The following is a 23,355-nucleotide window of genomic DNA, read 5'->3' as shown; positions in this document are numbered from 1 at the left end:
TCACAGTTGATGGCTCAAGCGCGGCACTGACATACTCCGCTCTCAGCCTCGCCACCACCCGTGGCCGGGGCTCGTCGGGGATCCCCACAAAGAACCCCGAAGCCGTCCGCGTGAATCCGGGCAGCTGGTTATCCGGATTCACGAGCCCCCCACAGAGCCCGCACCCCCACCGCGCGTCCGGCACCCCTTCCCCCTGCCCTGAAACCGGACGCGCCCACTGACCCGACGGGGTCGAGTGCGGGGCACGATGCAGCGAAGAAGGTGCGCCTGTGCCCGAATTCTCACCGCGGCGGGAAGACACTCCCACATTCCCGCTGCCGCACATCGAACAAACTCCGCCGTCTCGTATATCCGACCATCCGGAATTTCACTCTCTGCGGCGCGCACAGCGCCGGTTCGGCATCCGCGCGACAATCCTGTCCGTCGGTGGATTCCTGCTGTATGTACTGCTGTCGAGTTTTGTGCCGGCGGTGATGAACCAGCCGCTGTTCGGCCGCCTCACGCTCGGACTGACCCTGGGTCTGGGGCAGTTCGTCGTCATGGGCGTGACCGCGTGGTGCTACGTCCGGCACATGCGCACCCGGGTCGATCCGCTCGCCCGCGGACTGAGGTCCCGGCTGCACGAGACGGAGAGCCGCCGCGGCCGGTCGGTGCCGGCTCCGCAGGGTGCCACGCGCCCGCTCCAGCACGGGACGAGGGGGTTCCGCGCGTGGTGAGCGCCGCCGCCATCGACGACAGCAGCCTGCAGCTGACGTTCGTGCTGTTCCTGACCGTGGTCGTGATCACCCTGTTCATGGCACTGCTGACGGCTCCTCAGCGTGACGAGATCAGCGAGTTCTACCTCGGCAACCGCGCCATGTCGCCGCTGCGCAACGGGTTGGCCCTGTGCGGCGACTACCTGTCGGCCGCGACCCTGCTGGGCAGCACCGGGCTGGTCGCGCTGACCGGCTACGACGGGCTGATGTACCTCGGCGGCACCACCGTCGCCTGGATGATGGTGCTGCTGCTGATCGCCGAACCCCTGCACCGCACCGGCACGTTCACACTGGGCGACACGGTGGCGCTGCGGCTGCCCCGGCAGCAGCGGCCGGTACGGGTCGCGCTGGCGGTGTGCATCCTGGTCATCGCCACGCTGTACCTGGTGGCCCAACTCGTGGGCAGCGTGGCCCTGCTGACCCAGTTCACCGGTGTGCCGAGCGGCACCACCCGCACCCTGTGCGTGGTGGTGATCGGCGTGTTCGTGATCCTGTACGCCTCCCTCGGCGGTATGCCCGGTGCGACGGTCATCCAGATCATCAAGGCCGTGATGCTGGTGGCGGGCGTGCTGTTCACCGCGGGCTGGGTGCTGCACCACTTCGACTGGAACCCCGACCTGCTGCTGGAGCGGGCCTCCGAACGCAGCGGTTCCGGGCTGAGCTTCCTCCAGCCAGGACTGCGCTACGGCGGCACCGTCAGCAACAAGCTGGACTTCCTCAGCCTCGAACTGGCCATCGTCCTCGGCCTCGCCGCCCTCCCGCATGTGCTGATGCGGCTGCTCACCCCGCGCAACAGCGGTGTCCTGCGCTCGTCGGTGCTGTGGGCCGTCGGCCTGGTCGGCGCGGTCTGTCTCGGGGCCGGCGTCATGGGGCTCGGCGCCACGGCGCTGCTCGGCCGGGACACCATCGAGAGCACCGACCGCACCGGCAACGCCTCCGTGCTGCTGCTCGCCCACGAGCTGGGCGGCAGCGTCCTCACCGCGCTGCTGACCTGTCTGGCGTATCTGACGCTGCTCGCCGTGGCGGTGGGTCTCACCCTGGCGGCGGCCTCCTCCCTGGCGCACGACCTGTACAGCGAGGTGATCCGCAAGGGCCGGGCGAGCGAGACGGAGGAGCTGACCGTAGCCCGGCTGTCCGGGGCGGTCATCGGCGTCCTCGGCATCCTGCTGGCCCTCGTCGCCTGGGGCGCGAACACCGCGACGCTGGCTTTCCTGGCCTTCGCCATCGCGGCGTCGGCGATCCTGCCGACCATCGTCTACACCCTGTTCTGGCGGCGCTTCAGCGCGAAGGGCGCCCTGCTCAGCCTCTACGGGGGGCTGCTCTGCTCCGTCCTGCTGGCGGTCTTCTCCCCGGTCGTGTCCTCCGCCCCGGGCTCGTTCTACCCCGAGGCCGACTTCGCCTGGTTCCCGCTCCAGAACCCCGGCATCGTCTCGATCCCCGCGGGCTTCCTGCTGGGCTGGCTCGGCACGGTGCTGGACAAGGGACCGGCCGAAGAGCCCGCCGCTCGCGAGGAGTTCGAGGTGCGGATGCTGGTGGGCGCCGAGGACTGAGACACCTTCGAGGTGCCGTGGTGGCCGGGCACCGGGACGCTCACTGTTAATGGGATCCATTTTCATGTAGCGTCCTCGGTGCCCGATCACCGAGGAGGAGTCCCATGGCTGTCCCGAAGCGGAAGATGTCCCGCAGCAACACCCGCCACCGCCGCGCCCAGTGGAAGGCGGCCACCCCGACGCTGGTCCCCGTCACCGTCGACGGGGTCCGTCACCTCGTCCCGCAGAACCTGGTCAAGGCTTACGAGCGCGGCCTGCTACGCCCCGACGGCTGAGTGAACCGGTCCGGCGAGGAAGTGGGCGCGGACCCGGCGCAGCCAGGCCTCGACCGGCGCCTCGTCGGGTTCGTCCGGCAGCACCGTGGGGCCTTCGTCGAAAGCCGCCTCGTAGTGCCTGAGCAGGGACAGGGCGACCGACGGATCGGCGGCGACGCGCTCACCGAAGGCGTGGTACGCGTCCGGGTCCTCGACACGGATCGACAACCGCCCGGTGGTGTACAGCTCCAGGCCCTGCCCGCACAGCCGTTTGAGGTGCCGGGCGTGCTTGGCGGTGCGCCCCCGGGTGGCGGCGGAGAACGAACCGTCGCCACGCGACTCCAGGCGCCGGAACTGCTGGGTGGCGTATCCGAGGTAGGCGTCCCTGACCCGCTTGGCGCACAGGAACGCCGTACGGATGCCGATGAGCTCGTCGCCGAGCGGGGTGCGCACCTCGTACAGGTCGTCCGGGAGCCACACCAGCTCCATCGCCGTCGGGTTGCCGCCGAGGGCCAGCCGGCACCACTTGGCCGCCTCGTGCAGGGTGCGGTCCGGCGCCGTGCTGACGTGGGACTCCTTCGGGCGGCGCAGGCCGTGCAGCTCCTCGGTGGGCGCGGCGAACAGGCCGAGGCGGTCGATGTCCGAGCCGGGGCGGGCGAGACCGTAGGCGGTGGATCCGACGATGCCGCAGAGCAGGACGTTGGGGACGGTCACGGTCGGCCGCCTTTCGCTTCTGGGTACCGGGACATTCTCCTGACGTGCGCAGACACGGTCACCCGGTTTTCGTCGACCGCCATGGAATACCGGCGGCCCCGCCCGGCGTAGAACCAGGTATGGATCCCGTGCGCCTGTCCGTTCTCGACCGCTCCCGCACCCGCGAGGGGCACACCCACCCCGAGGCGCTGCGTGACACCGTGCGGCTGGCGCGGGAGCTGGAGGGGCTCGGCTACCACCGGGTCTGGGTCTCCGAGCACCACGGCGTGCCCGGCGTCGCCGGTTCCGCGCCGACCGTGCTGGCCGCCGCCGTCGCGGGCGCGACCCGGACCATCCGGGTCGGCACCGGCGGGGTGATGCTGCCCAATCACCGGCCGCTGGTGGTGGCCGAGCAGTTCGGGGTGCTGGAGTCGCTGTTCCCCGGGCGGATCGACATGGGTCTGGGCCGGTCCGTCGGCTTCACGGACGGGGTGCGCCGGGCCCTGGGCCGCGACAAGGAGGACGCCGAGGACTTCGAGGGCCAGCTCGACGAGCTGCTCGGCTGGTTCCGGGGCACCTCCCCCACCGGTGTGCACGCGCGCCCCGCCGAGGGCCTGACGGTGCCGCCGTTCGTCCTGGCCATGGGCGAGGGCGCCGGCATCGCCGCCCGCGCGGGCCTGCCCATGGTGATCGGCGACCTCAGGAACCGCGAGAAGATGCGGCGCGGCATCGACCTGTACCGCGAGCGGTTCCGCCCCTCCGTCTGGGCCCCGGAGCCCTACGTCGTCATCTCGGGCACCATCGCCGTGGCCGCCACCCCCGAGGAGGCCCGGCGGCTGCTGATCCCCGAGGCGTGGTCCATGGCGCACTCCCGCACCCGCGGCACCTTCCCGCCGCTGCCGCCCGCCGAGCGCGTGGAGGCCCGCACCCTGACCGGCAAGGAGCGCGAGTTCTACGAGTCCGGCCTGACCGGCCACACCGCCGGCACCGAGGAGCAGGTCGCGCACGAGCTGGAGACGGTGCTCAAGGAGACGGGCGCCCAGGAGATCCTCGTCACGACCAGCACCTACGACCGCGACGCCCTGCTGGACTCCTACCGGCGGCTGGCCGCGATCACCTCCGGTTAGAGTCGTCTGCCATGCACGACCGCGACCCCCATGATCCGTTCGTCCGCGTCCGCGGCGCCCGCGAGCACAACCTCCGGGGCGTCGACGTCGACATCCCCCGGGACGTGCTGGCCGTGTTCACCGGCGTGTCCGGCTCGGGGAAGTCGTCGCTGGCGTTCGGCACGATCTACGCGGAGGCGCAGCGGCGCTACTTCGAGTCGGTCGCGCCGTACGCGCGCCGGCTGATCCACCAGGTCGGCGCGCCGAAGGTCGGGGAGATCACCGGCCTGCCCCCGGCCGTCTCGCTCCAGCAGCGCCGGGCGGCGCCCACCTCACGCTCCTCCGTCGGCACCGTCACCAACCTCTCCAACTCCCTGCGCATGCTGTTCTCCCGGGCCGGCACCTACCCGCCCGGCGCCGAGCGGCTCGACTCCGACGCCTTCTCGCCGAACACGGCGGCCGGGGCGTGCCCGCAGTGCCACGGGCTGGGGCGGGTGCACCGTACGAGCGAGGAGCTCATGGTGCCCGACCCGTCGCTGTCGATCCGCGACGGCGCGATCGCGGCGTGGCCGGGAGCCTGGCAGGGCAAGAACCTGCGCGACATCCTCGACGCGCTGGGCCATGACGTGGACCGGCCGTGGCGGGGCCTGCCGGCCGGTGAGCGGGAGTGGATCCTGTTCACCGACGAGCAGCCGGTGGTGACGGTGCACCCGGTGCGGGACGCCGACCGCATCCAACGGCCGTACCAGGGCACGTACATGAGCGCCCACCGGTATGTGATGAAGACGTTCTCGGACTCCAAGAGCCCTGCCCTGCGGGCGAAGGCCGAGCGGTTCCTGACCAGTGCGCCCTGCCCGGCCTGCGGCGGCAGCCGGCTGCGCCCGGAGGCCATGGCGGTGACGTTCGGCGGCCGGACCATCGCCGAGCTCGCGGCGCTGCCGCTGGTGGAGCTGGCCGCCGGTCTCGACGGGACCTCGCAGGCCGCCCGGGTCCTCACCGACGACCTGCGCTCCCGTATCGCACCGGTGCTGGAGCTCGGGCTCGGCTACCTCAGCCTCGACCGGGCCACCCCCACCCTCTCCGCGGGCGAACTGCAACGCCTGCGCCTGGCCACCCAGCTGCGTTCCGGCCTGTTCGGGGTCGTCTACGTCCTGGACGAGCCGTCGGCCGGACTGCACCCCGCCGACACCGAGGCGCTGCTCACGGTGCTGGAGCGGCTGAAGGCGTCCGGGAACTCGGTGTTCGTGGTGGAGCACCACCTGGACGTCATGCGGGGCGCCGACTGGCTGGTCGACGTGGGTCCGGACGCCGGCGAGCACGGCGGGCGGGTGCTGCACAGCGGACCGGTGGCCGAACTGGCGGAGGTCGAGGAGTCGGCGACGGCCCGCTACCTCTTCGACCGCTCCCCCGCCCCGGCCCGGCAGGTGCGCGAGGCGACCGGGTGGCTCAGGACCGGCCCCGTCACGCGGCACAACCTGCGCGGGGTGACAGCGGAGTTCCCGCTCGGCGTGTTCACCGCGGTGACCGGGGTGTCGGGCTCCGGCAAGTCCACGCTCATCGGCGAGATCACGGAGGACGCGGCGGGGGTGGGCCGGCTGGTCTCCGTCGACCAGCGGCCGATCGGCCGCACACCGCGCTCCAACCTCGCCACCTACACGGGCCTCTTCGACGTCGTGCGCAAGGTGTTCGCGGCCACCGACGGGGCCCGCGAACGCGGCTTCGGCGTCGGGCGGTTCTCCTTCAACGTGGCGGGCGGGCGCTGCGAGACCTGCCAGGGCGAGGGGTTCGTCAGCGTGGAGCTGCTGTTCCTGCCGAGCACCTACGCGCCCTGCCCGGACTGCGGCGGGGCACGCTACAACCCGCGCACGCTGGAGGTGACGTACCGGGGGCGGAACATCGCGCAGGTGCTGGATCTGACGGTGGAGAGCGCGGCGGAGTTCTTCGCGGACACCCCGGCCGTGGCCCGCAGCCTCGCCACACTGCTCGACGTCGGTCTGGGCTATCTGCGCCTCGGCCAGCCCGCGACGGAGCTGTCGGGTGGTGAGGCGCAGCGCATCAAGCTGGCGAGCGAACTGCAGCGCGGGCGACGCGGTCACACGCTGTACCTCCTCGACGAGCCCACGGCGGGTCTCCACCCGGCCGACGTGGACGTCCTGTTGCGCCAGTTGCACGGCCTCGTCGACGCCGGGCACACCGTGATCGTCGTCGAGCACGACATGTCCGTCGTCGCCCGTGCGGACTGGGTGATCGACCTGGGCCCGGGCGGCGGCGACGCGGGCGGACGCATCGTGGCGGCGGGGCCTCCGGCGGACCTCGCGCGCTCGGCGGAGAGCCGGACGGTGCCCTATCTGGCGCGCACCCTCACCGGTTCACGCTGAGGGCACCGCGCGGCGAGCGCCGTGTGCGCTGTTGTCCTGGCGGTGTCCCGCGCGGTCGTGCGACCGCGCCCGGATGGCCCAGTCCGGCACGCGCGCTCCGGCGCCTGCGACGAGAGTGAGCTGCATGACAGAACCCGGAGCCCGCGGGGGCTCGGCCCCGTCCACCAAGCGCCGGCGCACCGTGCGCGGCGCCGGTGAGGCCGGCCGGCGCGCCGCCGAGGCGCTGTCGGAGCTGATCAGCCATCGCCTCGAAGGGGTGTCCGCGGTCTGCCGGGGCGAGGACGACGGCTGGGTCGTCGACGTCGACGTCCTCGAACTGGCCCGCATCCCCGACACGACCAGCCTGCTCGCGACGTACCGGGTGGAACTGGACGCGGAGGGCGAGCTGACGCAGTACCGCCGGATCGCGCGCTTCCGGCGCGGCGCCCAGGACCAGTGACCGGACCGTCGCAACCGCCCACCGGAAGGACCGCCGCATGACCGTCTACAGCGACGAGATCGTCTGTGCTCCCCGCGCCGGGACCCTCTACGACGTGCTGGAGCTGATTCTCGACCGCGGCATGGTGATCGACGTCTTCGTGCGCGTCTCGCTGGTCGGGATCGAGATCCTCAAGGTCGACGCGCGCATCGTGGTCGCCAGCGTCGACACGTATCTGCGTTTCGCGGAGGCCTGCAACCGCCTGGACCTGGAGCACGACTCGCGCTCCAAGACCGTGCCCGAGCTGTTCGGCGGGCCGGTCGCCAAGACCATCGGCAAGGCGGGCGCAAAACGCACCGCCCGTTCCCTGACCGACAAGGTCCGCGACGCCCTCACACCGGATGACGACGAGGGTGACGACGAGACCGACTCCCCTGCCGAGCGTGCTCCGCGTCCGGCACGCAAGCGCCGCAGTGAAGACGACCGCCCGCGGCCCCGGCGCCGCAAGGCCGAGGAGGACTGACCGTGACGGCCACCGCCGCCCTCACCACCGCCGGCACGCTCGGCACCCTGTACGTGTACGGCATCGCCCCCGAGGGCGTGCGCACCCCGCGAGCGCCGGGGGTGGACGGCGCGGCGGTGCGCCTGCTGACCGGGGACGGGCTGTGCGCGGCCGTCTCGGACGCCCCGGAGTCCGTCCGGGCAAGGCGACGCGACCTGATGGCCCATCAGGCGGTGCTCGGCGAACTCGCCGCACAAGGCCCCGTCCTGCCGATGCGGTTCGCCGTCCTGACCCCCGACGCGGAGTCGCTGCGCGCCCAGCTGCACACGGACAAGGCCCACTTGACGGCCCAGTTGGAGGCAGTCCGGGGCTGCGTCGAGATGAACGTGAAGGGCACGGTGGTGCCCGGCTGCTTCGCCGACCTCGTACGCAGGGACGACACCCTGCGCACACTCGCCCGCCGGACCCGGGAACGCCCCGGCTACGAGGCGAACGTACGGCTGGGCGAGGCACTCGCCAAGGGCGTCGCACGCGAGGCCCGGGCCGCGGCACGGGAGGTGCTCGCCCGCCTGGCCCCGCTCGCGGTGCGCACGGCGCAGGGGCCGGTCGACGACGAGCAGGTGCTCAGCACGTCGTTCCTGGTGCGGTCCGCCGACGAACAGCGCTTCCGGCGCGCCGTGACCGCGCAGGCACGCGAGGTCGGGGACCGGCTGGCGCTCGGCCTGACCGGCCCGCTGCCGTGCTACAGCTTCGTCGACGCGCCCTCCGCCACGGCCGGACGGTGACCCGTGGGACTCGTGACCGGGCTCCTGCTGCTGCCGCTCGCCCCGGTGCGCGGCACGCTCTGGGTCGCCGACCATCTGCTCCAGGAGGCCGAACGCCAGGCCAATGACCCCCGCGCGGTCCAGGCCCGCCTGGCGGCGCTCAACCGGGCCCTGGAGGAGGGCACCATCGACGAGGCGGCCTTCGAGGAAGAGGAGGAGCGGCTGCTCGCCCGCCTCGACAGCCCGGTCCGTTACACAGGACACCGCGGGGGCGCCTCATGACCGACCTCGGCACCTGGCCCGCAGGCCCCGGAGCACAGCCGGCCGGGCCGCCCTCCGGAAGCCTCGCGGATCTGCTCGAACGCGTCCTGGACAAGGGCATCGTCATCGCGGGCGACATCAAGATCGACCTCCTCGACATCGAACTGCTCACCATCCGTCTGCGCCTGTTCATCGCCTCGGTCGAAACCGCCAAGAAGGCGGGCATCGACTGGTGGGAGACGGACCCGGCGCTGTCCTCGCGCGCCGCGCGCGACGCGCTCGCCGAGGAGAACGCCCAGTTGCGCGCACGCCTGGAGGCCCTGGAGGACGCCGGCACCTCGGAGGTGGCCCCATGAGCACGCTGCCGGCCGAGCGGCCCCCGGCGACCGGGCCGGACGGGTCGCACCCCACCGTCACCTGCGCGTTCGCCGTGACGGACAGCCCTCCGCCGGACGCGGCGGTGTCGGTGACAGTGGGCCACGACGGCGGCGGCCCGCTGCGGGTCCTGGCCGCGGGGCCGCTGTATCTGGTCGTGCAGGACGTTCCGGCGGCGGCCTTCGGCGAGCAGGCGCTCGCGGAACGGCTCAACCGGCCGGAGGAGCTGGAACGCTGCGCCCGCGCCCACCACCGGGGCGTGGAGGCGGCCGCGAGTGCGGGCCCCGTCGTCCCGCTGCCACTCGCGACGCTGTACCTGGACGACCACAACGCGGTGCGGGCCGTCACCGGCCGGGCCACGCCCCTGCGCGGCCTGCTGGACCGGCTGCGCCATCGCACCGAGTGGTCGGTGAAGGTGCACGGCCCCGGCCTCGCACGCGCCGGCGCCGCCGGGGAGGGGCCCGCCGACGGGCGGTCGTACCTGCGCCGGGCGAGCGAGCGGCGGCGCACCGAGCGCGAGGAACGCGAACGGGCCCTGGCTCGGGCCCAAGCCGTCGACCGGGAGCTGCGGCGCTACGCCGTCGCGGCGACACGGCACCGGCCGCAGAGCGAGCAACTAACCGGCAGCAGCGTCCCGCAGCTGCTCAACGCGGCCTATCTGGTCGACGACGAGCGGCGCGCCGCGTTCGTCCGGGCCGTCGGCGAACTGGCCCGCGACGCCCAGCGGTCGGCTGTGGAGGTCACCGTGTCGGGGCCCTGGATCCCCTACTCCTTCGCCCGCCCGGACGAGGCGGAGCAGGACACGCACCAGGAGGCCGGCGCATGACCGTCCCGGTTCCCGGCACCGAGCGCACGGCGGTGCCCTGGGACACCCCGGAGCCCTACGCACCCGTCGGGGTGCCGCTGGTCGACCTGCTCGACCGGGTGCTGGCGACCGGCGTGGTGGTCAGCGGTGACCTGGTGCTGGCCATCGCCGACGTGCCGTTGGTGCGGATCTCCCTGCACGCCCTGCTGGCGTCGGTCAGCGACCGGGTCCCCGCGCCCTGGCCGGACAGTGGGCCGCTGTGACCGCGCCGCGCACCCACGCGCTGGACCTCGACCCCGAGCGCGTCACGAACGACCTGGCGGCCCTGGTGCTGACCGTGGTGGAACTCCTGCGGCAGCTGATGGAGCGCCAGGCGGTCCGCCGTTTCGACGAGGGCACGCTCAGCGCCGAGCAGGAGGACCGGCTCGGAACCGCGCTGATGCTGCTGGACGAGCGCATGGACGAGCTGTGCGCACAACACGGACTGCGGCGCAGCGACCTGAATCTGGACCTCGGCCCGCTGGGGCCGCTGCTGGCCGACCCCTGAGGGGCGCGGGGAACTGCGCGACCAGCCAAGCCCCGCCCGCGGCCGCCGAAGCCCCTACGGCGCTACCGCTTCACCTTCCGCGCAGCCCGCAGCCACTCCTTGTTCATGCTGGTGATGGACATCAACGGGATCCCCTTGGGGCAAGCCGTCGCACACTCACCCGCGAGCGTGCACCCGCCGAACCCCTCCTCGTCCATCTGCTCCACCATGTCCAGCACCCGCGTCTCCCGCTCGGGCGCCCCCTGCGGCAGCACATTGAGATGGTTGATCTTGGCGGACGTGAACAGCATCGCCGCCCCGTTCGGACACGCCGCCACACACGCCCCGCAGCCGATGCACTCCGCGTGCTCGAAGGCGAGGTCGGCGTCCGGCTTCGGCACCGGCGTGGCATGCGCCTCGGGAGCCGCCCCGGTCGGCGCGGTGATGTACCCGCCGGCCTGGATGATCCGGTCGAACGCCGACCGGTCGACGACCAGGTCCTTGATCACCGGGAACGCGGACGCCCGCCACGGCTCGACATCGATCGTGTCGCCGTCCTGGAACGAGCGCATGTGCAACTGACAGGTGGTGGTGCGCTCGGGCCCGTGCGCGTCGCCGTTGATGACGAGCGAACACGCCCCGCAGATGCCCTCACGGCAGTCGTGGTCGAAGGCGACGGGATCCTCGCCCTTGACGATGAGCTCCTCGTTGAGCGTGTCGAGCATCTCCAGGAAGGACATGTCGGGTGAGATCCCGTCCACCTCGTACGTGGACATCGTGCCGTCGGCGTCGGCGTCGCGCTGCCGCCAGACGCGCAGGGTGAGCTTCATGCGTAGCTCCGCTGGGTGGGGTGGACGTACTCGAAGACCAGGTCTTCCTTGTGCAGGACGGGAGCCTCGCCGGTGCCGGTGAACTCCCAGGCGGCCGCGTACCCGAACTCCTCGTCCCTGCGGGCGGCCTCGCCGTCGGGCGTCTGGGACTCCTCGCGGAAGTGGCCGCCGCAGGACTCCTCGCGGTGCAGCGCGTCGAGGCACATCAGCTCGGCGAGCTCCAGGTAGTCGACGATGCGGTTGGCCTTCTCCAGCGACTGGTTGAACTCCTCGCCGGTGCCGGGCACCTTGATGCGCCGCCAGAACTCCTCGCGGATCTGCGGGAGGCGCTCCAGCGCCTTGCGCAGCCCGGCGTCCGTGCGGGCCATGCCGCAGAACTCCCACATGAGTTCGCCGACCTCGCGGTGGAAGGAGTCGGGGGTGCGGTCGCCGTCGACGGACAGCAGCAGGTTGAGCCGGTCCTGGGTGTCGGCCAGCGCCTCCTGGACGGCGGGGTGCGTGTCGGTCACCGTGTCGTGGTGCGGGTTGCGGGCCAGGTAGTCGTTGATGGTCGAGGGGAGGACGAAGTAGCCGTCCGCGAGCCCCTGCATCAGCGCGGAGGCGCCGAGCCGGTTGGCGCCGTGGTCGGAGAAGTTCGCCTCGCCGATCGCGAACAGCCCGGGGACGGCGGTCTGGAGGTCGTAGTCGACCCACAGGCCGCCCATCGTGTAGTGCACGGCGGGGTAGATCCGCATCGGCACCCGGTACGGATCCTCGTCGGTGATCCGCTGGTACATGTCGAAGAGGTTGCCGTACTTGGCCTCGACGGCTTTGCGGCCCATCCGCTCGATGGCGTCGGCGAAGTCGAGATAGACGCCCTGCCCGCCGGGTCCCACTCCCCTGCCCTCGTCGCAGACGTTCTTCGCGGCGCGGGAGGCGATGTCGCGCGGGACGAGGTTGCCGAACGACGGGTAGATGCGCTCCAGGTAGTAGTCGCGCTCGTCCTCGGGGATCTCGTTCGGGGGCCGCTGGTCGCCCTTCGCCTTCGGCACCCAGATGCGCCCGTCGTTGCGCAGCGACTCGCTCATCAGCGTCAGCTTGGACTGGTGGTCGCCGGTGCGCGGGATGCAGGTGGGGTGGATCTGGGTGAAGCAGGGGTTGGCGAAGAGGGCTCCGCGCCGGTGGGCCCGCCAGATGGCGGTGGCGTTGGAGTTCATGGCGTTCGTCGACAGGTAGAAGACGTTGCCGTAGCCGCCGGAGGCGAGGACGACGGCGTCCGCGAAGTACGTGCTGATCTCGCCCGTGACCAGGTCCCGGGCGACGATCCCGCGCGCCCGCCCGTCGACGACGATCAGGTCGAGCATCTCGGTGCGCGGATGCATCTCGACGTTCCCGGCGGCGATCTGCCGGCTGAGGGCCTGGTAGGCGCCGAGGAGGAGCTGCTGGCCCGTCTGGCCCCGGGCGTAGAAGGTGCGCGAGACCTGGACGCCGCCGAACGACCGGGTGTCGAGCAGTCCGCCGTACTCCCGGGCGAAGGGCACGCCCTGGGCCACGCACTGGTCGATGATCTCGACGGAGATCTGCGCGAGCCGGTGGACGTTGGACTCGCGGGCGCGGAAGTCGCCGCCCTTGACGGTGTCGTAGAACAGGCGGTGCACGGAGTCGCCGTCGTTGCGGTAGTTCTTCGCGGCGTTGATGCCGCCCTGCGCGGCGATGGAGTGGGCCCGGCGCGGCGAGTCCTGGTAGCAGAACTGGACGACGTGGTAGCCCTGTTCGGCGAGGGTGGCGCCTGCCGAACCGCCTGCGAGGCCCGTCCCGACGACGATCACGGTGTGCTTGCGCCGGTTGGCGGGGTTGACCAGCTTGGCCTCGAAGCGGCGCGTGTCCCACCGCTCGTTGACCGGCCCGGTGGGGGCCTTGGTGTCGGCGACCGGCTCGCCGGTCGTGTAGTCGGCGTACGAGGTCATCTTCAGCTCACCACTCCGGTCATGACGCCCACGGGTACGGCGATGAAGCCGGCCGTGAGCAGCAGCGCGAGGACGTTCGCGATGGTTTTGAGGGCCCGGTCGCGGGTGCGGCTGCCCGCGCCGAGGGTCTGGGCCGCGCTCCAGAAGCCGTGCCGGACGTGCAGGCCGAGCGCGAGCATCGCGACGATGTAGACGACGTTGCCGTACCAGGTGGAGAAGGTGTCCACGACGTTCTGGTACGGGTGGCCTTCCTGGAATCCGCCGGGGTGCACGGTGCCGGTCGTCAGGTCGAGGATGTGCCACACGATGAACAGGGCGAGGATGACTCCGCCCCAGCGCATGGTGCGCGTGGCGTAGCTCGCCCGGGCCTTCTTGTGCGCGTACCTGCTGGGCCGTGCCCTGATGTCGCGGCGGCTGAGCTGGTACGCCGAGGTGGCGTGCGCGACGACCGCGACGACCAGCACGATCCGGACGAGCCAGAGCGTCCACTCGTAGTGCATGAACGGCTCGCCGACGACGCGCAGCCAGTGCGCGTAGTGGTTGAACTCTCCCGCCCCGAAGAAGATCTTCAGGTTTCCGATCATGTGGACGACCAGGTAGAGCAGCATGATCAGACCACTGATCGCCATCACGGTCTTCTTGCCGATGGTGGAGCCCCACACGGTGCGTGCGAGAGACGGCCGTCGGTCCGTCCGCGTTGCCAGAGCCATGGAACAGCACGCTACGGATCCATGGGCGATCGGTCCAAGACATGGTCCGGCTTGAATCCATAGGCCAGGGCTATCGTGGGGGTATGCAGTTCCAGCAGCTTCAGTACTTCGTGGCCGTCGCCGAGACCCGGCACTTCACGCGGGCCGCCGATCTGGTCCATGTCGCCCAGCCGTCGCTTTCGCAGCAGATCAAGGCGCTGGAGCGGGAGCTGGGCGCGGATCTGTTCCTGCGCGCCCGGGGCAACATCACGCTCACGGACGCCGGGGAGGCGCTGCTGCCGTTGGCCCGGCGCATCCTGGCCGACGCCGACACGGCCCGGCACGAGGTGCAGGAGCTCGTGCAGTTGCGCAGCGGGCGGGTGCGGCTGGGGGCGACGCCGAGTGTGTGCACGGGGCTGCTGCCGGATGTGCTGCGGGCGTTCCACGACCGTTACCCCGGCGTCCGGTTGCTGATCGAGGAGGGCGGTTCGCACGACCTGGTGCGGGAGCTGGCCCGGGGTGCGCTGGATCTTGCCCTGGTGGTGCTGCCGCTGCCGCCGCCGGCACCGGCGCTGACCACGGTCGAGCTGTTGCGGGAGGACCTGGTCGTGGTCTCGTCCCCGGACGCGCCGAGCCCCGGCCGGGGGCGGCGCACGGTGCGGATCTCCGACCTGGAGGGCGAGCGGATGGTGATGTTCCGGCACGGGTACGACCTGCGGGAGCTGACCGTGGCCGCGTGCCGTGCGGAGGGGTTCGAACCCGACTTCGCCGTGGAGGGTGGGGAGATGGACGCGGTGCTGGGGTTTGTCCGCGCGGGGTTGGGGGTGGCCGTGGTGCCGCGGATGGTGGCGGCGAAGTCCGGGCGCGGGTTGCGGGTGACCGCGTTGGCCCGGCCCGGACTTCATCGCACGATCGCGCTCGCGCATCGCAGTGATGTGGCTCCGCCTCGGGCCGCTCGGGAGTTGCAGCGGATGTTGCTGGAGCGGTGAGGCGGGGGGTGTCGTCAGCGGGGTGGGTGCGGGGCTGAGGCGGGGTGGGGGGTGCGGGGGCGTTGTGGTTGCTCGCGCCGTTCCCCGCGCCCCTGGCGGGGCACGCCCCATACCTCGTCAGGGTGCCGGAGCGTCGTGGTTGCTCGCGCCGTTCCCCGCGCCCCTATTGGGGCGCGGCCCTCTACCCCGTTGCGTCCACCAAGGCCAGTTCGTGGAGGCGGTCTGGGGGGCCCGGGCGGGCGTAGTACCAGCCCTGGGCCGTGTCGCAGCCGAGTATGCGCAGTTGCTCGGCCTGCGCTCCCGTTTCCACGCCCTCCACCGTCACCGCCAGGTCCAGGCTGTGGGCCAGCGAGACGATGCCCTCGACGATCTTCAGATCGACGGGGTCGGCCGGGAACTGCTGCATGCTCTGCGTGAAGGACCGGTCCAGCTTCAGGATGCTGACCGGCAGTCGGCGCAGGTTGGCGAGGTTGGAGTAGCCCGTGCCGAAGTCGTCCAGGGCGATGTCGACACCCATCTCCGCCAGCCGCCGCAGGGGTTTCAGCAGATCGTCGTCGGCGCCGATCAGCGCCGACTCCGTGACCTCCAGGCACAGCGCGTCCGGCTCGACGCCCGTGCGCTCCAGGATGTCGACCGTGTCCTGGACCAGACCGGGGTGGGTCAGCTGGCACGGCGAGAGGTTCACGTTGATCCGCAGCGGCCCCGCCGCCCCGGCGCCGCCCCGCAGTTCCCGCCACTCGCGGGCCTGGCGCACCGACTGCTCCAGTACCCAACGCCCCAGCGGCACGATCAGGCCGGTGTGCTCCGCGAGAGGGATGAAGCGGTCCGGCCCGAGCACGCCGTGCTGCGGGTGCAGCCAGCGCACCAGGGCCTCGGCGCCCCGGACGCTGCCGTCGCCGAGGTGCACCAGCGGCTGGTACTCGATGAAGAACTCGCCCCGCTCCAGCGCCGTCGGCAGCGCCGTGGTCAGCCCGTGCCGCGTGATGGCCCGGGCGTCCGCCTCCGCGTCGGCGAGTTCGAAACGGTTGCCGCCCGCCGACTTGGCCCGGTACATGGTGATGTCGGCGCTGCGCAGCACCTCCGCCGGGCTGCGTTCCCCGGCCGGGCCCTCCACGATGCCGATGCTGCCGCGCACGGTCAGCTCCCGGCCGTCGACGCTGATCGGCGCGAGCAGCGCGTTCATGATGCGTCCGGCGAGTTCGTCGACCCCGTGCTGGGTGTCGGGTCCGGTGGTCAGCGCCACGAACTCGTCGCCGCCGAGCCGCGCGACCATCTCGCCGGGCGCGGTGGCGCAGGACTGGAGCCGGTCGGCGACCTCCACCAGCAGCCGGTCGCCGGCCGCGTGGCCGAGGCTGTCGTTGATGGTCTTGAAGCCGTCGAGGTCCAGGTAGCACAGCCCGAACCGCTGGCCCTCCCCGGCGCCCAGCGCCTTCTCCAGGCGCTCGAAGAAGAAGGTGCGGTTGGGCAGCCCGGTCAGCGCGTCGTGCGTGGCCTCGTAGCGCAGCCGCAGGTTGAGCAGCCGCCGCTCGGTGGTGTCCTCCATGAGGGCGAGCTGGTACTGGGGGTCGCCGTCGGCGTCCCGCAGCAGCGAGACCGTCAGATTGGTCCACAGGACGGTTCCGTCGGGCCGGTAGAACGCCTTCTCCAGGTGGTAGTGCTCCCGCTCGCCGCTGACGAGTTCGTCGTAGAGCCGCCAGGTCTGCGGGGCGTCGTCGGGGTGGGTCCACTCCCGGACCTTGCGGCTGCGCAGTGACTGTTCGGAGACTCCGAACATGCGCAGCAGCGCGCCGTTGACCTGCAGTATGTTGCCGTCGAGGTCGGCCATGCCGATGCCTATGGCCGCGCCCTCGAAGACGGCGCGGAAGCGCGCCTCGCTCGCGTGCAGGGCCTGCGCCACCACGCCCTGCGCCTGGAGGGCGGCCTGGGCGATGGCCTCCTGCTCGGCAAGGGTCCGCTCGCGCAGCGTCCGGGCGAAACCGGCGGCCATCGCGTGCTGCAACCGCGCACACCGGGCCCGCAGGTCCTCCTGGTCGCCGTCGCCGCCGCAGTACAGGACCAGATAGGCGTCGACGCAGTCCAGGGTGCGGCTGAGCGCCTCCGGGTCGGTGCAGTGCGCGTCCACGAGGGCGGCGCCGACCGCCCGGCCCGCGTCGGAGTCGAAGGTCCGGGCCACCAGTGCCTCGCTCAGCCGCCGCGCCAGGGGCAGCAGGAGCGCCTCGAACTCGGGGCGGCTCGACGACGTCGAGGTCACCGGGAAGACGGCCCGGCTCCAGATCGTCGCGAACCGGCGCAGTCTGTCCTCCGGCCCGTCCGGTTCCGCGCTCACGCCGTACGCCCCACGCCCGCGAACCCGGAGAACGCGTACGGATCCTCGTCCTCCGGTGCGGTGTCGGGGCGCCAGTGCGGCATCGCCACCAGTCCGGGTTCCACCATGTCGTACCCCTCGAAGAACCGCGCGATCTCGTCGCGCGAGCGCATGATCAGCGGGTTGCGGATGCCCTCGTACACGTCCACCGCACCCCCGGCCCGCTCCGGCGGCAGCGGAATCCCCTCGTAGGAGGCGTGGGTGAGCACGAGCAGGCTGCCGGGCGCGAGCGCCTCGCGCAGTTCGGCCACGGCCCCGTACGGGTCGTCCTCGTCTTCCACGAAGTGCAGTATGGCAACGAGGAGCAGCGCCACTGGCTGATTCAGGTCGATCAGCCGCTCCACCTCGGGGCTGCTCAGGATCTCCTGGGGCTTGCGCAGGTCCGCCGCGACGACGCCCGCGTCCTCGTTGCCCGCCAGCACCGCCTGGCTGTGCGCCACGGCGACCGGGTCGTGGTCGACGTACACCACGCGCGCGCCGGGGCGGGCGTCCTGGGCCACCTCGTGCACATTGCCGAAGGTGGGGATGCCGGAGCCGATGTCCAGGAACTGGGAGATGCCCTGGCCGGCCGCCCAGCGCACGGCGCGGCGCATGAAAGCGCGGTTCGCCTGCATGACTTTGGGCAGTCCCGGCATGAACTCCATGGCCCTGCGGGCCGCTTCTCGGTCGACCTCGAAGTTGTGCGATCCGCCCAGGTAGTAGTCGTACATCCGGGAAACGCTGGGCACCGATATGTCGATGCTCCGTGGGGCCCAGGCGGGACGCTCCATCTATCTCTCCAAGGCGTGAGGCGATCCGGTGTTCGAGCAGAGGCTACTGATCGCCCGCCAATGGAGCGACCCGAAACGGAAATTGACCATCCGTTCCCGGTCACTGCCTGCGGCACGTGCCGAATTGATACCCCTCCGCATGACCTTCGAACATATGACGAACAGTGCCCGGGGCGCTCCGGAGAGTTCCGGTGCGGAACGGCAAAACGGTCCACCCCTCCGTGGAGCACGAAGGGGTGGACCGGGCCTGCGCTTCGGGTGGACGAAACGATCAACCCTGGGGAGGTTTCTCTACTTCTCCGACGCGCCGACCAGCTTTCCGTCGGGCCGCACGGCGTACCAGGTGCCGCCCACGCCCTGGCCGTTGGTGTCGCCGGGCGCCTTGTCACCGGCGAAGGTGTAGATGGGCGAGCAGTTGATCGTCTGCTGCTTGCCCTTGCCGTCCGTCCGGTCGAAGATCATGTAGCCCTTCTTCTGGATGCCCTTGGTGTCGGCGAAGTCGACGGGCTCCACCAGCGGCCACTTCTCCAGGCACGCCCCCGAGCAGTTGGAGACCGGCTTGGGCCAGGCCTCGTCCTTCTTGAACCGGTAGACGGTCATGCCGTTCTTGTCCACGACGATCTCGCCGAGCTTGGGGTCGTTGCGGGTGGACAGCCCGGCCTCGACCGCCTCGCTGCCGCCGCTCGCACCCCCCTGCGCCTTCTTGCCGTCGGGGGCGAGCGCGTACCACTTGCCGCCCACGCCCTGGCCCTTGACGTCACCGGCGTTGACGTCCTTGGCGTAGCGGTAGGCGGGCCAGCCGCCGACCGTGAGCTGCTTGGTGCCGTCGGCCCGGGTGACCGAGCCGAGCAGCGCCTTGTCGATGCCCTCGCCGGCCTCGGCGTCGTCGGCCGGGACCGGCGGCCAGGTCTTGGCGCAGTCGCCGTCGCAGTTGGACTTGGGCGGCTGCTCGGTGTCCTGGTCGAACCGGTACAGGGTGAGGCCGAGACTGTCGGTGACCACCTTGCCGACCTTCTCGGCGGTGGACACGGACAGTTTGCCGGCGGGGTTGGAGGGGCTGGAGGCGCTCGGGGCGGACGGCGTCGCGGCGCCACCCGCCGCGCCCGCGGTGCCCGAGCCGATGTTTCCGTAGTCCCCGGGCGCGGCCGTGGCGCCCACGTTCTGGCTGGCCGCCGGTGGGCTGTCCTGACCGCACGCCGTCGTCAGCGCCAGGACCGCCGCGGCGCTCGCCACGAGTGAGGCGCTCCGCCAGGAGGTCTTCATCGTCAACTCCCCATTATCGCAAGGGTGTTGCAGCGCCCTGCTGCGCCGCCGCACGGCCATGAGTACGCACGGGAGCGGCCTGTGTGTTCAACCGTGGGCCAAATTTCTTTCAAGGAGTCCGTGACGAGCCCCCGCGCCGTCGTACACGCGTACGCGGGAGGCACCCTGCGGGTGACCGTTGATCAAACCGGTGAGCCCCGGACATCCCCCGTTCGGGGCAATCCCCTTGCGCCCGGGCCCGTGCGGGCGGCACAAGCCTCATGATCTTCGTCGTGCATGGACCCCTCTCGACTCAATCCGCCCTTGCGGCACGGGCCTTGGCGGCGGCGACGCTGACCTGGGCACTCGTCGGCGCACCGGCCGGGGTCGCGGTGGCCGACGCCTGCGCGTACGCATCGACGGGACCGGACGGCACCGAGGCGGTGGCGTACGCCGGGAGCAAGAAGACCTGGCCGTGCCCCACACCCACGCCGAGCCCCTCCCCCACGCCGAGCCCGGCCCCGACCCCTCCCCCGAAACCGCCGCCCCCGCCGAAACCGACGCCGGAGCGGCCACCCGCACCCAAACCGACGCCCCCCGAACCACCCCCCACGGTGAAACCCGAGCCGCCGGCCCCACGGCCGCCCGCGCCACGCCCCGTACCACCCCCGCCCCGGCCGGTCCCGAAGCCCGAGCCGCCGGCGCCCGCTCCCCCGGCCCCGGCCCCGCCCCGGCCCGCGAGCCCCGCGCCGCGTCCGTCCGCGACGCCCGTGCACTACCCGCGCTACCGCGCCGTGGCCCCGCGCCCACGGCGGACGGGCGGCGCGCTGTCGCCGCTCACCTTCGTCCTGCTCGTCACGGTGCCCGCGGTGGTGGCCGTCGCCGCGCTGCGCGCGCGCTGATCCCTGAAGCCCTGGAGGTACCTCTTGCCGGAATGGCTTGTTCTCACCCTCGCGATGCTGGCCGCCTGTGCCGTGGTGGTCATCATCACCTTCGTACGCCACCGCGCGGCGCCCGAGGACGAGGATCCCAGTGAGACCCCGGACGTCATCGAGTACATGACGATGTGGATCGGCGTGGTGTACGCCATCGTCCTGGGCCTGGCGATCGCCGGTGTCTGGGAGGGGCGCAGCGCCGCACAGGACCATGTGCAGGCCGAGGCGACCGCGCTGCACGAGATCTCGGAACGGGTTCGGGTCTATCCGGCCGAGGAACGCGACCGCATCCGGGACGACATCCGGACATATGTGAGCCATGTCGTGACCACCGAGTGGGACACGATGGCCGACAAGGGCGAGATGAGCCCGCGCGGCACCGAGCTGTTCGAGCGGATCCGCCGGGACGTCACCGACTACGAGCCGGTGACGGACTTCGAGGCCCAGGCCTACCAGCCGCTGCTGGACCAGGTGACCGCGGCCAACCAGGCCCGGATCGCCCGGGCGGAGTCGACCGGGGAGACCATGCCGGGGGTGGTGTGGTTCGGGCTGATCGCCGGGGCCGTCGTCACCATCGGGATGATCTTCGCCCTGCAGATCCGCAGAACGACCCGGGAACTGGTGCTCGCCGGGCTGTTCTCGGCGCTGATCGCCTTCCTGCTGTTCCTGATCTGGGACTTCGACTCGCCCTACAGCAGGGGCGTGACCGCCTCGACGGACCCGTTCCTGAGCCTCTTCCCCGGCGTCGCAGACTGACGGCGCCGTACAGCACGGATCCGGGCCGGGGGGCGTGCGACACACCGTCGCCGTCCCCCGGGCGGCCCACGCTCGTGACCCATTCGCGCTACTGCGATCGCGCCCCCACGCTCACCTTCTTAGCGTTTCGGGCATCGAGGTGCATTTGTGACGTGAGCGGAACAGGTCCGCGATTGCTCCTCGGGGACCCGGAGGATTCACCATGCGCGCGATAGGCCTCGCTTCGGCCGTACTGCTGGGCGCCGGCGCCCTCACCTCCTGCGTGCCCGCCGCCGACGCGGCGATCCGGACCGACTTCGGCTTCAGCGTCATGCCCTCCACCGTGGCGGCGGGCGGCGAGGTCACCCTGCGGGTGGAACGCAACAAGGCGTGCCAGGGCGAGGCCGCGGTCAACTCGGCGGTCTTCGACATGGTCACCATCCCGCCGGAGGAGTCCTGGGCGACGGCCGTCGTCGACTGGGACGCCAAGCCCGGCGCCGTCTACGACGTGGAGTTCGAGTGTGACGAGTCGAGCGGCACCGCGCGTCTGACGATCGCGGGCAGCCGTCCGACCCACCACCCCACGCACCACCCCACCCATCACCCCACGCGCCACCCCCACAAGGGTGTGCACGCCGGTGAGGGCGGCACGCTCGCCGGGTTCGACCTCAAGGAGATCGGCCTGGGCGCCGCGCTGATCGCCGGATCCCTCGGTGTCGCCTACCACTTCGCGCGCCGCCGCACCGACGAGGACGCCGGCTGACACCGCCGAGCCGACACCGACGACACGGGCTGATGAGCGCCATGACCGCAGGCCTTCGCCCCGGTTCCCCCGAAGAGGTCGAAGGGGGAGCCGGGGCGAAGGCCGTTCACGTGCGAGACGGTGACTCGTCGAAGGAGCGCGGAGCGAGGCGTCAGATGCGCCGCTCGGCCCGGCGGCGCATCCAGAACACGCCACCGCCGACGAGGGCCGCGGCCACCAGCCCGCCGCCGATGGCGACGTCGGTCGGGGTCGCACCGGTGGTGGTGCTGCCGCCGATACCGCCGCGGACACCGCCGATGACGGTGAAGGCCTGCGGCTTGGTCATCCGCCTGCCGTTGCAGTCGACGGTGATGTCGTACGGCCCGGGACGGGCGTCACTGTTGATGGTGGCGGCGCCCCGGGCGGTCCCGCTGCCCGCGCCGCCCCGGTCGCCCTCGTTGCCCTTGCCGCCACCGGCCGGCGAGAGTCGCGTGGGCGAGAAGGCGTTGGACGTCGCCGTGCCGCCGCTCCGGCAGCCGTCGACCGTGATGGTCAGCTGGCCGCCGCGGGCGATCACACTGGGCAGGGCGGTGATGTTGCTGGGCGTCTCCCACGCGACGGCCGCGGGGGCCGAGAGGCCGAGGGCGGCGACCGCCGCGCCGGCGACCGCCAGGGCACGAGTGTTACGCATGTGAACCTCCGCGGAAGACGCCCCGGGACCCGTCCCCGGTCGATCGGCGAGAAAGCGCCTCCCAGACAGACAGTCAGTTGCCGTGCCGCGGGCCGCATGTCGGGAATGGTCCGTCCTGGTGAGAGCAGGCGGTGCCGATCCCTCACACAATCGGACATCGCCGCAGGTCACGGGCCGTCAGAAATTTCCTCGCGGCGGCAACTCGGATGGCGCACCTCCGCTCCTCGCGGCACCCCGCCCGCCCCGGGGCCACCCGTTCGCCGCCGCCCCGTCGCCGGTTCGGCGCGTGCCACTTAGCGTTCGGATATGCGCGATTGACACGGCGACGGCCATGTCGAGAGGGGATGGCGAATGTCTGCGTCCGAGCTGGCCCAGGCGGAAGAGGAGGCGCGGCCGAGGAAGCGCGCCCCGTGGGGCGTGATAGCGCTGGTCCTGCTGACCGGCCTCGCCCTCATCCGGAACGGTTCGGGTGAGTTCGACGAGGGCCCGCCGCAGCCGGCGACGGCGGCCGCCGCGGACAACCGGGTCCCCGGGGGCACCTTCGCCGGGGCCGTACGGCCCTTGCCCTACTCCCTGCCGGACCGGGTCCGGATCCCGGCGATCCAGGTCGACGCGCCGATCATCCCCGTGGGCCTGGACGCGGACGGCTGGGTCGGCGCACCGCCGCCGGAGGACCCCAACCTGGCCGGCTGGTTCACCGGTGCCGTCACCCCCGGCGAGAAGGGCACCGCGGTCGTGGTCGGCCATGTCGACAACCAGCAGGGCCCGGCCGTCTTCTACGGGCTGGGGGCCCTGAAGAAGGGCAATCGCGTCGAGATCGCCCGGCAGGACGGGAAGACCGCGATGTTCGAGATCTACGGCGTCGAGGTGTTCGAGAAGAACAACTTCCCCGGGGACCGCGTCTACGCGTCCAAGGGCGCGGCCGAACTGCGGGTCATCACCTGCGGCGGCGGGTTCACCGCGCAGGAGGGCTACGCGGGGAACGTCGTGGCCTTCGCCCGCCTGGTCGAGGTGCGCTGAGCACTCCCGGCCGG

General features: G+C 71.8%; 27 protein-coding genes. 18 read left to right on the top strand and 9 right to left on the bottom strand.

Annotation, left to right across the window (positions count from 1 at the left end; translation table 11 throughout):
- The first annotated feature begins 269 nt into the window (after positions 1 to 269).
- The 3 genes from ACFZDE_RS16850 (at position 270) to rpmF (ending at position 2,580) form a co-directional block, all read left to right on the top strand.
- A complete protein-coding gene (locus tag ACFZDE_RS16850; RefSeq protein ID WP_391200398.1) occupies positions 270 to 716 on the top strand; it encodes a DUF485 domain-containing protein in 447 nt (148 codons plus the stop codon).
- Positions 710 to 2,305 (top strand): cation acetate symporter, encoded by a 1,596-nt coding sequence (locus tag ACFZDE_RS16845; RefSeq protein ID WP_391200397.1) that lies wholly within the window; start codon positions 710 to 712, stop codon positions 2,303 to 2,305. The genes ACFZDE_RS16850 and ACFZDE_RS16845 overlap by 7 nt, the downstream gene beginning before the upstream one ends.
- Before the next feature lie 104 nt (positions 2,306 to 2,409).
- A complete protein-coding gene (rpmF, locus tag ACFZDE_RS16840) occupies positions 2,410 to 2,580 on the top strand; it encodes a 50S ribosomal protein L32 (RefSeq protein WP_053673734.1) in 171 nt (56 codons plus the stop codon).
- Here rpmF and ACFZDE_RS16835 read toward each other — a convergent pair.
- Positions 2,563 to 3,273: a DNA polymerase beta superfamily protein gene (locus ACFZDE_RS16835; protein WP_391200395.1), complete on the bottom strand. Its 711-nt coding sequence runs from the start codon at positions 3,271 to 3,273 to the stop codon at positions 2,563 to 2,565. The genes rpmF and ACFZDE_RS16835 overlap by 18 nt on opposite strands.
- A 119-nt stretch (positions 3,274 to 3,392) precedes the next feature.
- Between ACFZDE_RS16835 and ACFZDE_RS16830 the strand changes: the two genes are divergently transcribed.
- From ACFZDE_RS16830 to ACFZDE_RS16785, 10 genes are all read left to right on the top strand, one after another.
- Complete coding sequence (locus ACFZDE_RS16830; protein ID WP_391200394.1) at positions 3,393 to 4,379, top strand: MsnO8 family LLM class oxidoreductase; 987 nt, start codon at positions 3,393 to 3,395, stop codon at positions 4,377 to 4,379.
- An 11-nt stretch (positions 4,380 to 4,390) separates the two neighbouring features.
- Positions 4,391 to 6,736 carry an ATP-binding cassette domain-containing protein gene (locus ACFZDE_RS16825; protein ID WP_391200393.1) on the top strand — a complete coding sequence of 782 codons (2,346 nt, stop codon included), beginning with the start codon at positions 4,391 to 4,393 and terminating at the stop codon, positions 6,734 to 6,736.
- A 124-nt stretch (positions 6,737 to 6,860) separates the two neighbouring features.
- Positions 6,861 to 7,175, top strand: a complete 315-nt coding sequence (gvpO, locus tag ACFZDE_RS16820) for a gas vesicle protein GvpO (protein ID WP_391200392.1) — start codon at positions 6,861 to 6,863, stop codon at positions 7,173 to 7,175.
- Positions 7,176 to 7,212: 37 nt separating this feature from the next.
- The gene (locus ACFZDE_RS16815) at positions 7,213 to 7,677 is read left to right on the top strand and encodes a gas vesicle protein GvpJ (RefSeq protein WP_391200391.1); all 465 of its coding nucleotides are present in this window, start codon (positions 7,213 to 7,215) and stop codon (positions 7,675 to 7,677) included.
- Positions 7,674 to 8,441, top strand: a complete 768-nt coding sequence (locus ACFZDE_RS16810) for a GvpL/GvpF family gas vesicle protein (RefSeq protein WP_391200520.1) — start codon at positions 7,674 to 7,676, stop codon at positions 8,439 to 8,441. The genes ACFZDE_RS16815 and ACFZDE_RS16810 overlap by 4 nt, the downstream gene beginning before the upstream one ends.
- A gap of 3 nt (positions 8,442 to 8,444) precedes the next feature.
- Positions 8,445 to 8,702, top strand: a complete 258-nt coding sequence (locus tag ACFZDE_RS16805) for a gas vesicle protein GvpG (protein WP_391200390.1) — start codon at positions 8,445 to 8,447, stop codon at positions 8,700 to 8,702.
- On the top strand, positions 8,699 to 9,037 hold the full coding sequence (locus tag ACFZDE_RS16800) for a gas vesicle protein GvpJ (protein ID WP_391200389.1): 339 nt from the start codon (positions 8,699 to 8,701) through the stop codon (positions 9,035 to 9,037). The genes ACFZDE_RS16805 and ACFZDE_RS16800 overlap by 4 nt, the downstream gene beginning before the upstream one ends.
- Positions 9,034 to 9,882 (top strand): GvpL/GvpF family gas vesicle protein, encoded by an 849-nt coding sequence (locus ACFZDE_RS16795; RefSeq protein ID WP_391200388.1) that lies wholly within the window; start codon positions 9,034 to 9,036, stop codon positions 9,880 to 9,882. Before ACFZDE_RS16800 ends, ACFZDE_RS16795 begins: the two co-directional genes overlap by 4 nt.
- Positions 9,879 to 10,124: a gas vesicle protein GvpJ gene (locus ACFZDE_RS16790; RefSeq protein WP_391000000.1), complete on the top strand. Its 246-nt coding sequence runs from the start codon at positions 9,879 to 9,881 to the stop codon at positions 10,122 to 10,124. Before ACFZDE_RS16795 ends, ACFZDE_RS16790 begins: the two co-directional genes overlap by 4 nt.
- Complete coding sequence (locus ACFZDE_RS16785; protein WP_391000003.1) at positions 10,121 to 10,408, top strand: gas vesicle protein GvpK; 288 nt, start codon at positions 10,121 to 10,123, stop codon at positions 10,406 to 10,408. The genes ACFZDE_RS16790 and ACFZDE_RS16785 overlap by 4 nt, the downstream gene beginning before the upstream one ends.
- Before the next feature lie 62 nt (positions 10,409 to 10,470).
- Here ACFZDE_RS16785 and ACFZDE_RS16780 read toward each other — a convergent pair whose 3' ends face one another.
- From ACFZDE_RS16780 to ACFZDE_RS16770, 3 genes are read right to left on the bottom strand one after another with little or no spacing between them, the layout of a single operon-like run.
- Positions 10,471 to 11,217 carry a succinate dehydrogenase/fumarate reductase iron-sulfur subunit gene (locus ACFZDE_RS16780; RefSeq protein ID WP_391200387.1) on the bottom strand — a complete coding sequence of 249 codons (747 nt, stop codon included), beginning with the start codon at positions 11,215 to 11,217 and terminating at the stop codon, positions 10,471 to 10,473.
- Complete coding sequence (locus ACFZDE_RS16775; RefSeq protein ID WP_391200386.1) at positions 11,214 to 13,163, bottom strand: fumarate reductase/succinate dehydrogenase flavoprotein subunit; 1,950 nt, start codon at positions 13,161 to 13,163, stop codon at positions 11,214 to 11,216. The genes ACFZDE_RS16780 and ACFZDE_RS16775 overlap by 4 nt, the downstream gene beginning before the upstream one ends.
- Before the next feature lie 2 nt (positions 13,164 to 13,165).
- Positions 13,166 to 13,873 carry a succinate dehydrogenase gene (locus ACFZDE_RS16770; RefSeq protein ID WP_391000010.1) on the bottom strand — a complete coding sequence of 236 codons (708 nt, stop codon included), beginning with the start codon at positions 13,871 to 13,873 and terminating at the stop codon, positions 13,166 to 13,168.
- An 83-nt stretch (positions 13,874 to 13,956) separates the two neighbouring features.
- On the opposite strand from ACFZDE_RS16770, the gene ACFZDE_RS16765 reads away from it, so the two are divergent.
- Complete coding sequence (locus ACFZDE_RS16765; protein WP_391000013.1) at positions 13,957 to 14,841, top strand: LysR substrate-binding domain-containing protein; 885 nt, start codon at positions 13,957 to 13,959, stop codon at positions 14,839 to 14,841.
- A 181-nt stretch (positions 14,842 to 15,022) separates the two neighbouring features.
- Here ACFZDE_RS16765 and ACFZDE_RS16760 read toward each other — a convergent pair whose 3' ends face one another.
- The 4 genes from ACFZDE_RS16760 to ACFZDE_RS16745 all read right to left on the bottom strand — a co-directional run bounded on the left by ACFZDE_RS16760 (position 15,023) and on the right by ACFZDE_RS16745 (position 19,708).
- Positions 15,023 to 17,167, bottom strand: coding sequence for an EAL domain-containing protein (locus ACFZDE_RS16760; protein ID WP_391200385.1), 2,145 nt, complete (start codon positions 17,165 to 17,167; stop codon positions 15,023 to 15,025).
- Positions 17,164 to 17,976 carry an SAM-dependent methyltransferase gene (locus ACFZDE_RS16755; protein ID WP_391000019.1) on the bottom strand — a complete coding sequence of 271 codons (813 nt, stop codon included), beginning with the start codon at positions 17,974 to 17,976 and terminating at the stop codon, positions 17,164 to 17,166. The genes ACFZDE_RS16760 and ACFZDE_RS16755 overlap by 4 nt, the downstream gene beginning before the upstream one ends.
- A 291-nt stretch (positions 17,977 to 18,267) precedes the next feature.
- Positions 18,268 to 19,239: an SCO0930 family lipoprotein gene (locus tag ACFZDE_RS16750; RefSeq protein ID WP_391000222.1), complete on the bottom strand. Its 972-nt coding sequence runs from the start codon at positions 19,237 to 19,239 to the stop codon at positions 18,268 to 18,270.
- Between the two features lie 292 nt (positions 19,240 to 19,531).
- Complete coding sequence (locus ACFZDE_RS16745; RefSeq protein WP_391000022.1) at positions 19,532 to 19,708, bottom strand: hypothetical protein; 177 nt, start codon at positions 19,706 to 19,708, stop codon at positions 19,532 to 19,534.
- A 280-nt stretch (positions 19,709 to 19,988) separates the two neighbouring features.
- On the opposite strand from ACFZDE_RS16745, the gene ACFZDE_RS16740 reads away from it, so the two are divergent.
- The 3 genes from ACFZDE_RS16740 (at position 19,989) to ACFZDE_RS16730 (ending at position 21,651) form a co-directional block, all read left to right on the top strand.
- Positions 19,989 to 20,120, top strand: a complete 132-nt coding sequence (locus ACFZDE_RS16740) for a hypothetical protein (RefSeq protein WP_391000025.1) — start codon at positions 19,989 to 19,991, stop codon at positions 20,118 to 20,120.
- A gap of 24 nt (positions 20,121 to 20,144) precedes the next feature.
- Entirely contained in the window at positions 20,145 to 20,909 is a 765-nt protein-coding gene (locus ACFZDE_RS16735; protein WP_391200384.1) for a DUF4239 domain-containing protein, read from the top strand.
- A gap of 202 nt (positions 20,910 to 21,111) precedes the next feature.
- Positions 21,112 to 21,651, top strand: a complete 540-nt coding sequence (locus ACFZDE_RS16730) for a hypothetical protein (protein ID WP_391200383.1) — start codon at positions 21,112 to 21,114, stop codon at positions 21,649 to 21,651.
- 151 nt (positions 21,652 to 21,802) lie between these two features.
- Here ACFZDE_RS16730 and ACFZDE_RS16725 read toward each other — a convergent pair whose 3' ends face one another.
- A complete protein-coding gene (locus tag ACFZDE_RS16725; RefSeq protein ID WP_391200382.1) occupies positions 21,803 to 22,321 on the bottom strand; it encodes a hypothetical protein in 519 nt (172 codons plus the stop codon).
- Positions 22,322 to 22,672: 351 nt separating this feature from the next.
- Here ACFZDE_RS16725 and ACFZDE_RS16720 point away from each other — a divergent pair, with 351 nt between their 5' ends.
- Complete coding sequence (locus tag ACFZDE_RS16720; protein WP_391000036.1) at positions 22,673 to 23,341, top strand: class F sortase; 669 nt, start codon at positions 22,673 to 22,675, stop codon at positions 23,339 to 23,341.
- Positions 23,342 to 23,355: the final 14 nt, after the last annotated feature.

Origin of the sequence: Streptomyces sp. NPDC007929 (assembly GCF_042959065.1) — a bacterium.
Taxonomy (GTDB): domain Bacteria; phylum Actinomycetota; class Actinomycetes; order Streptomycetales; family Streptomycetaceae; genus Streptomyces.
Note: the sequence above shows the minus strand (reverse complement) of the source record. Positions and strands in the feature narration are given on the sequence as shown.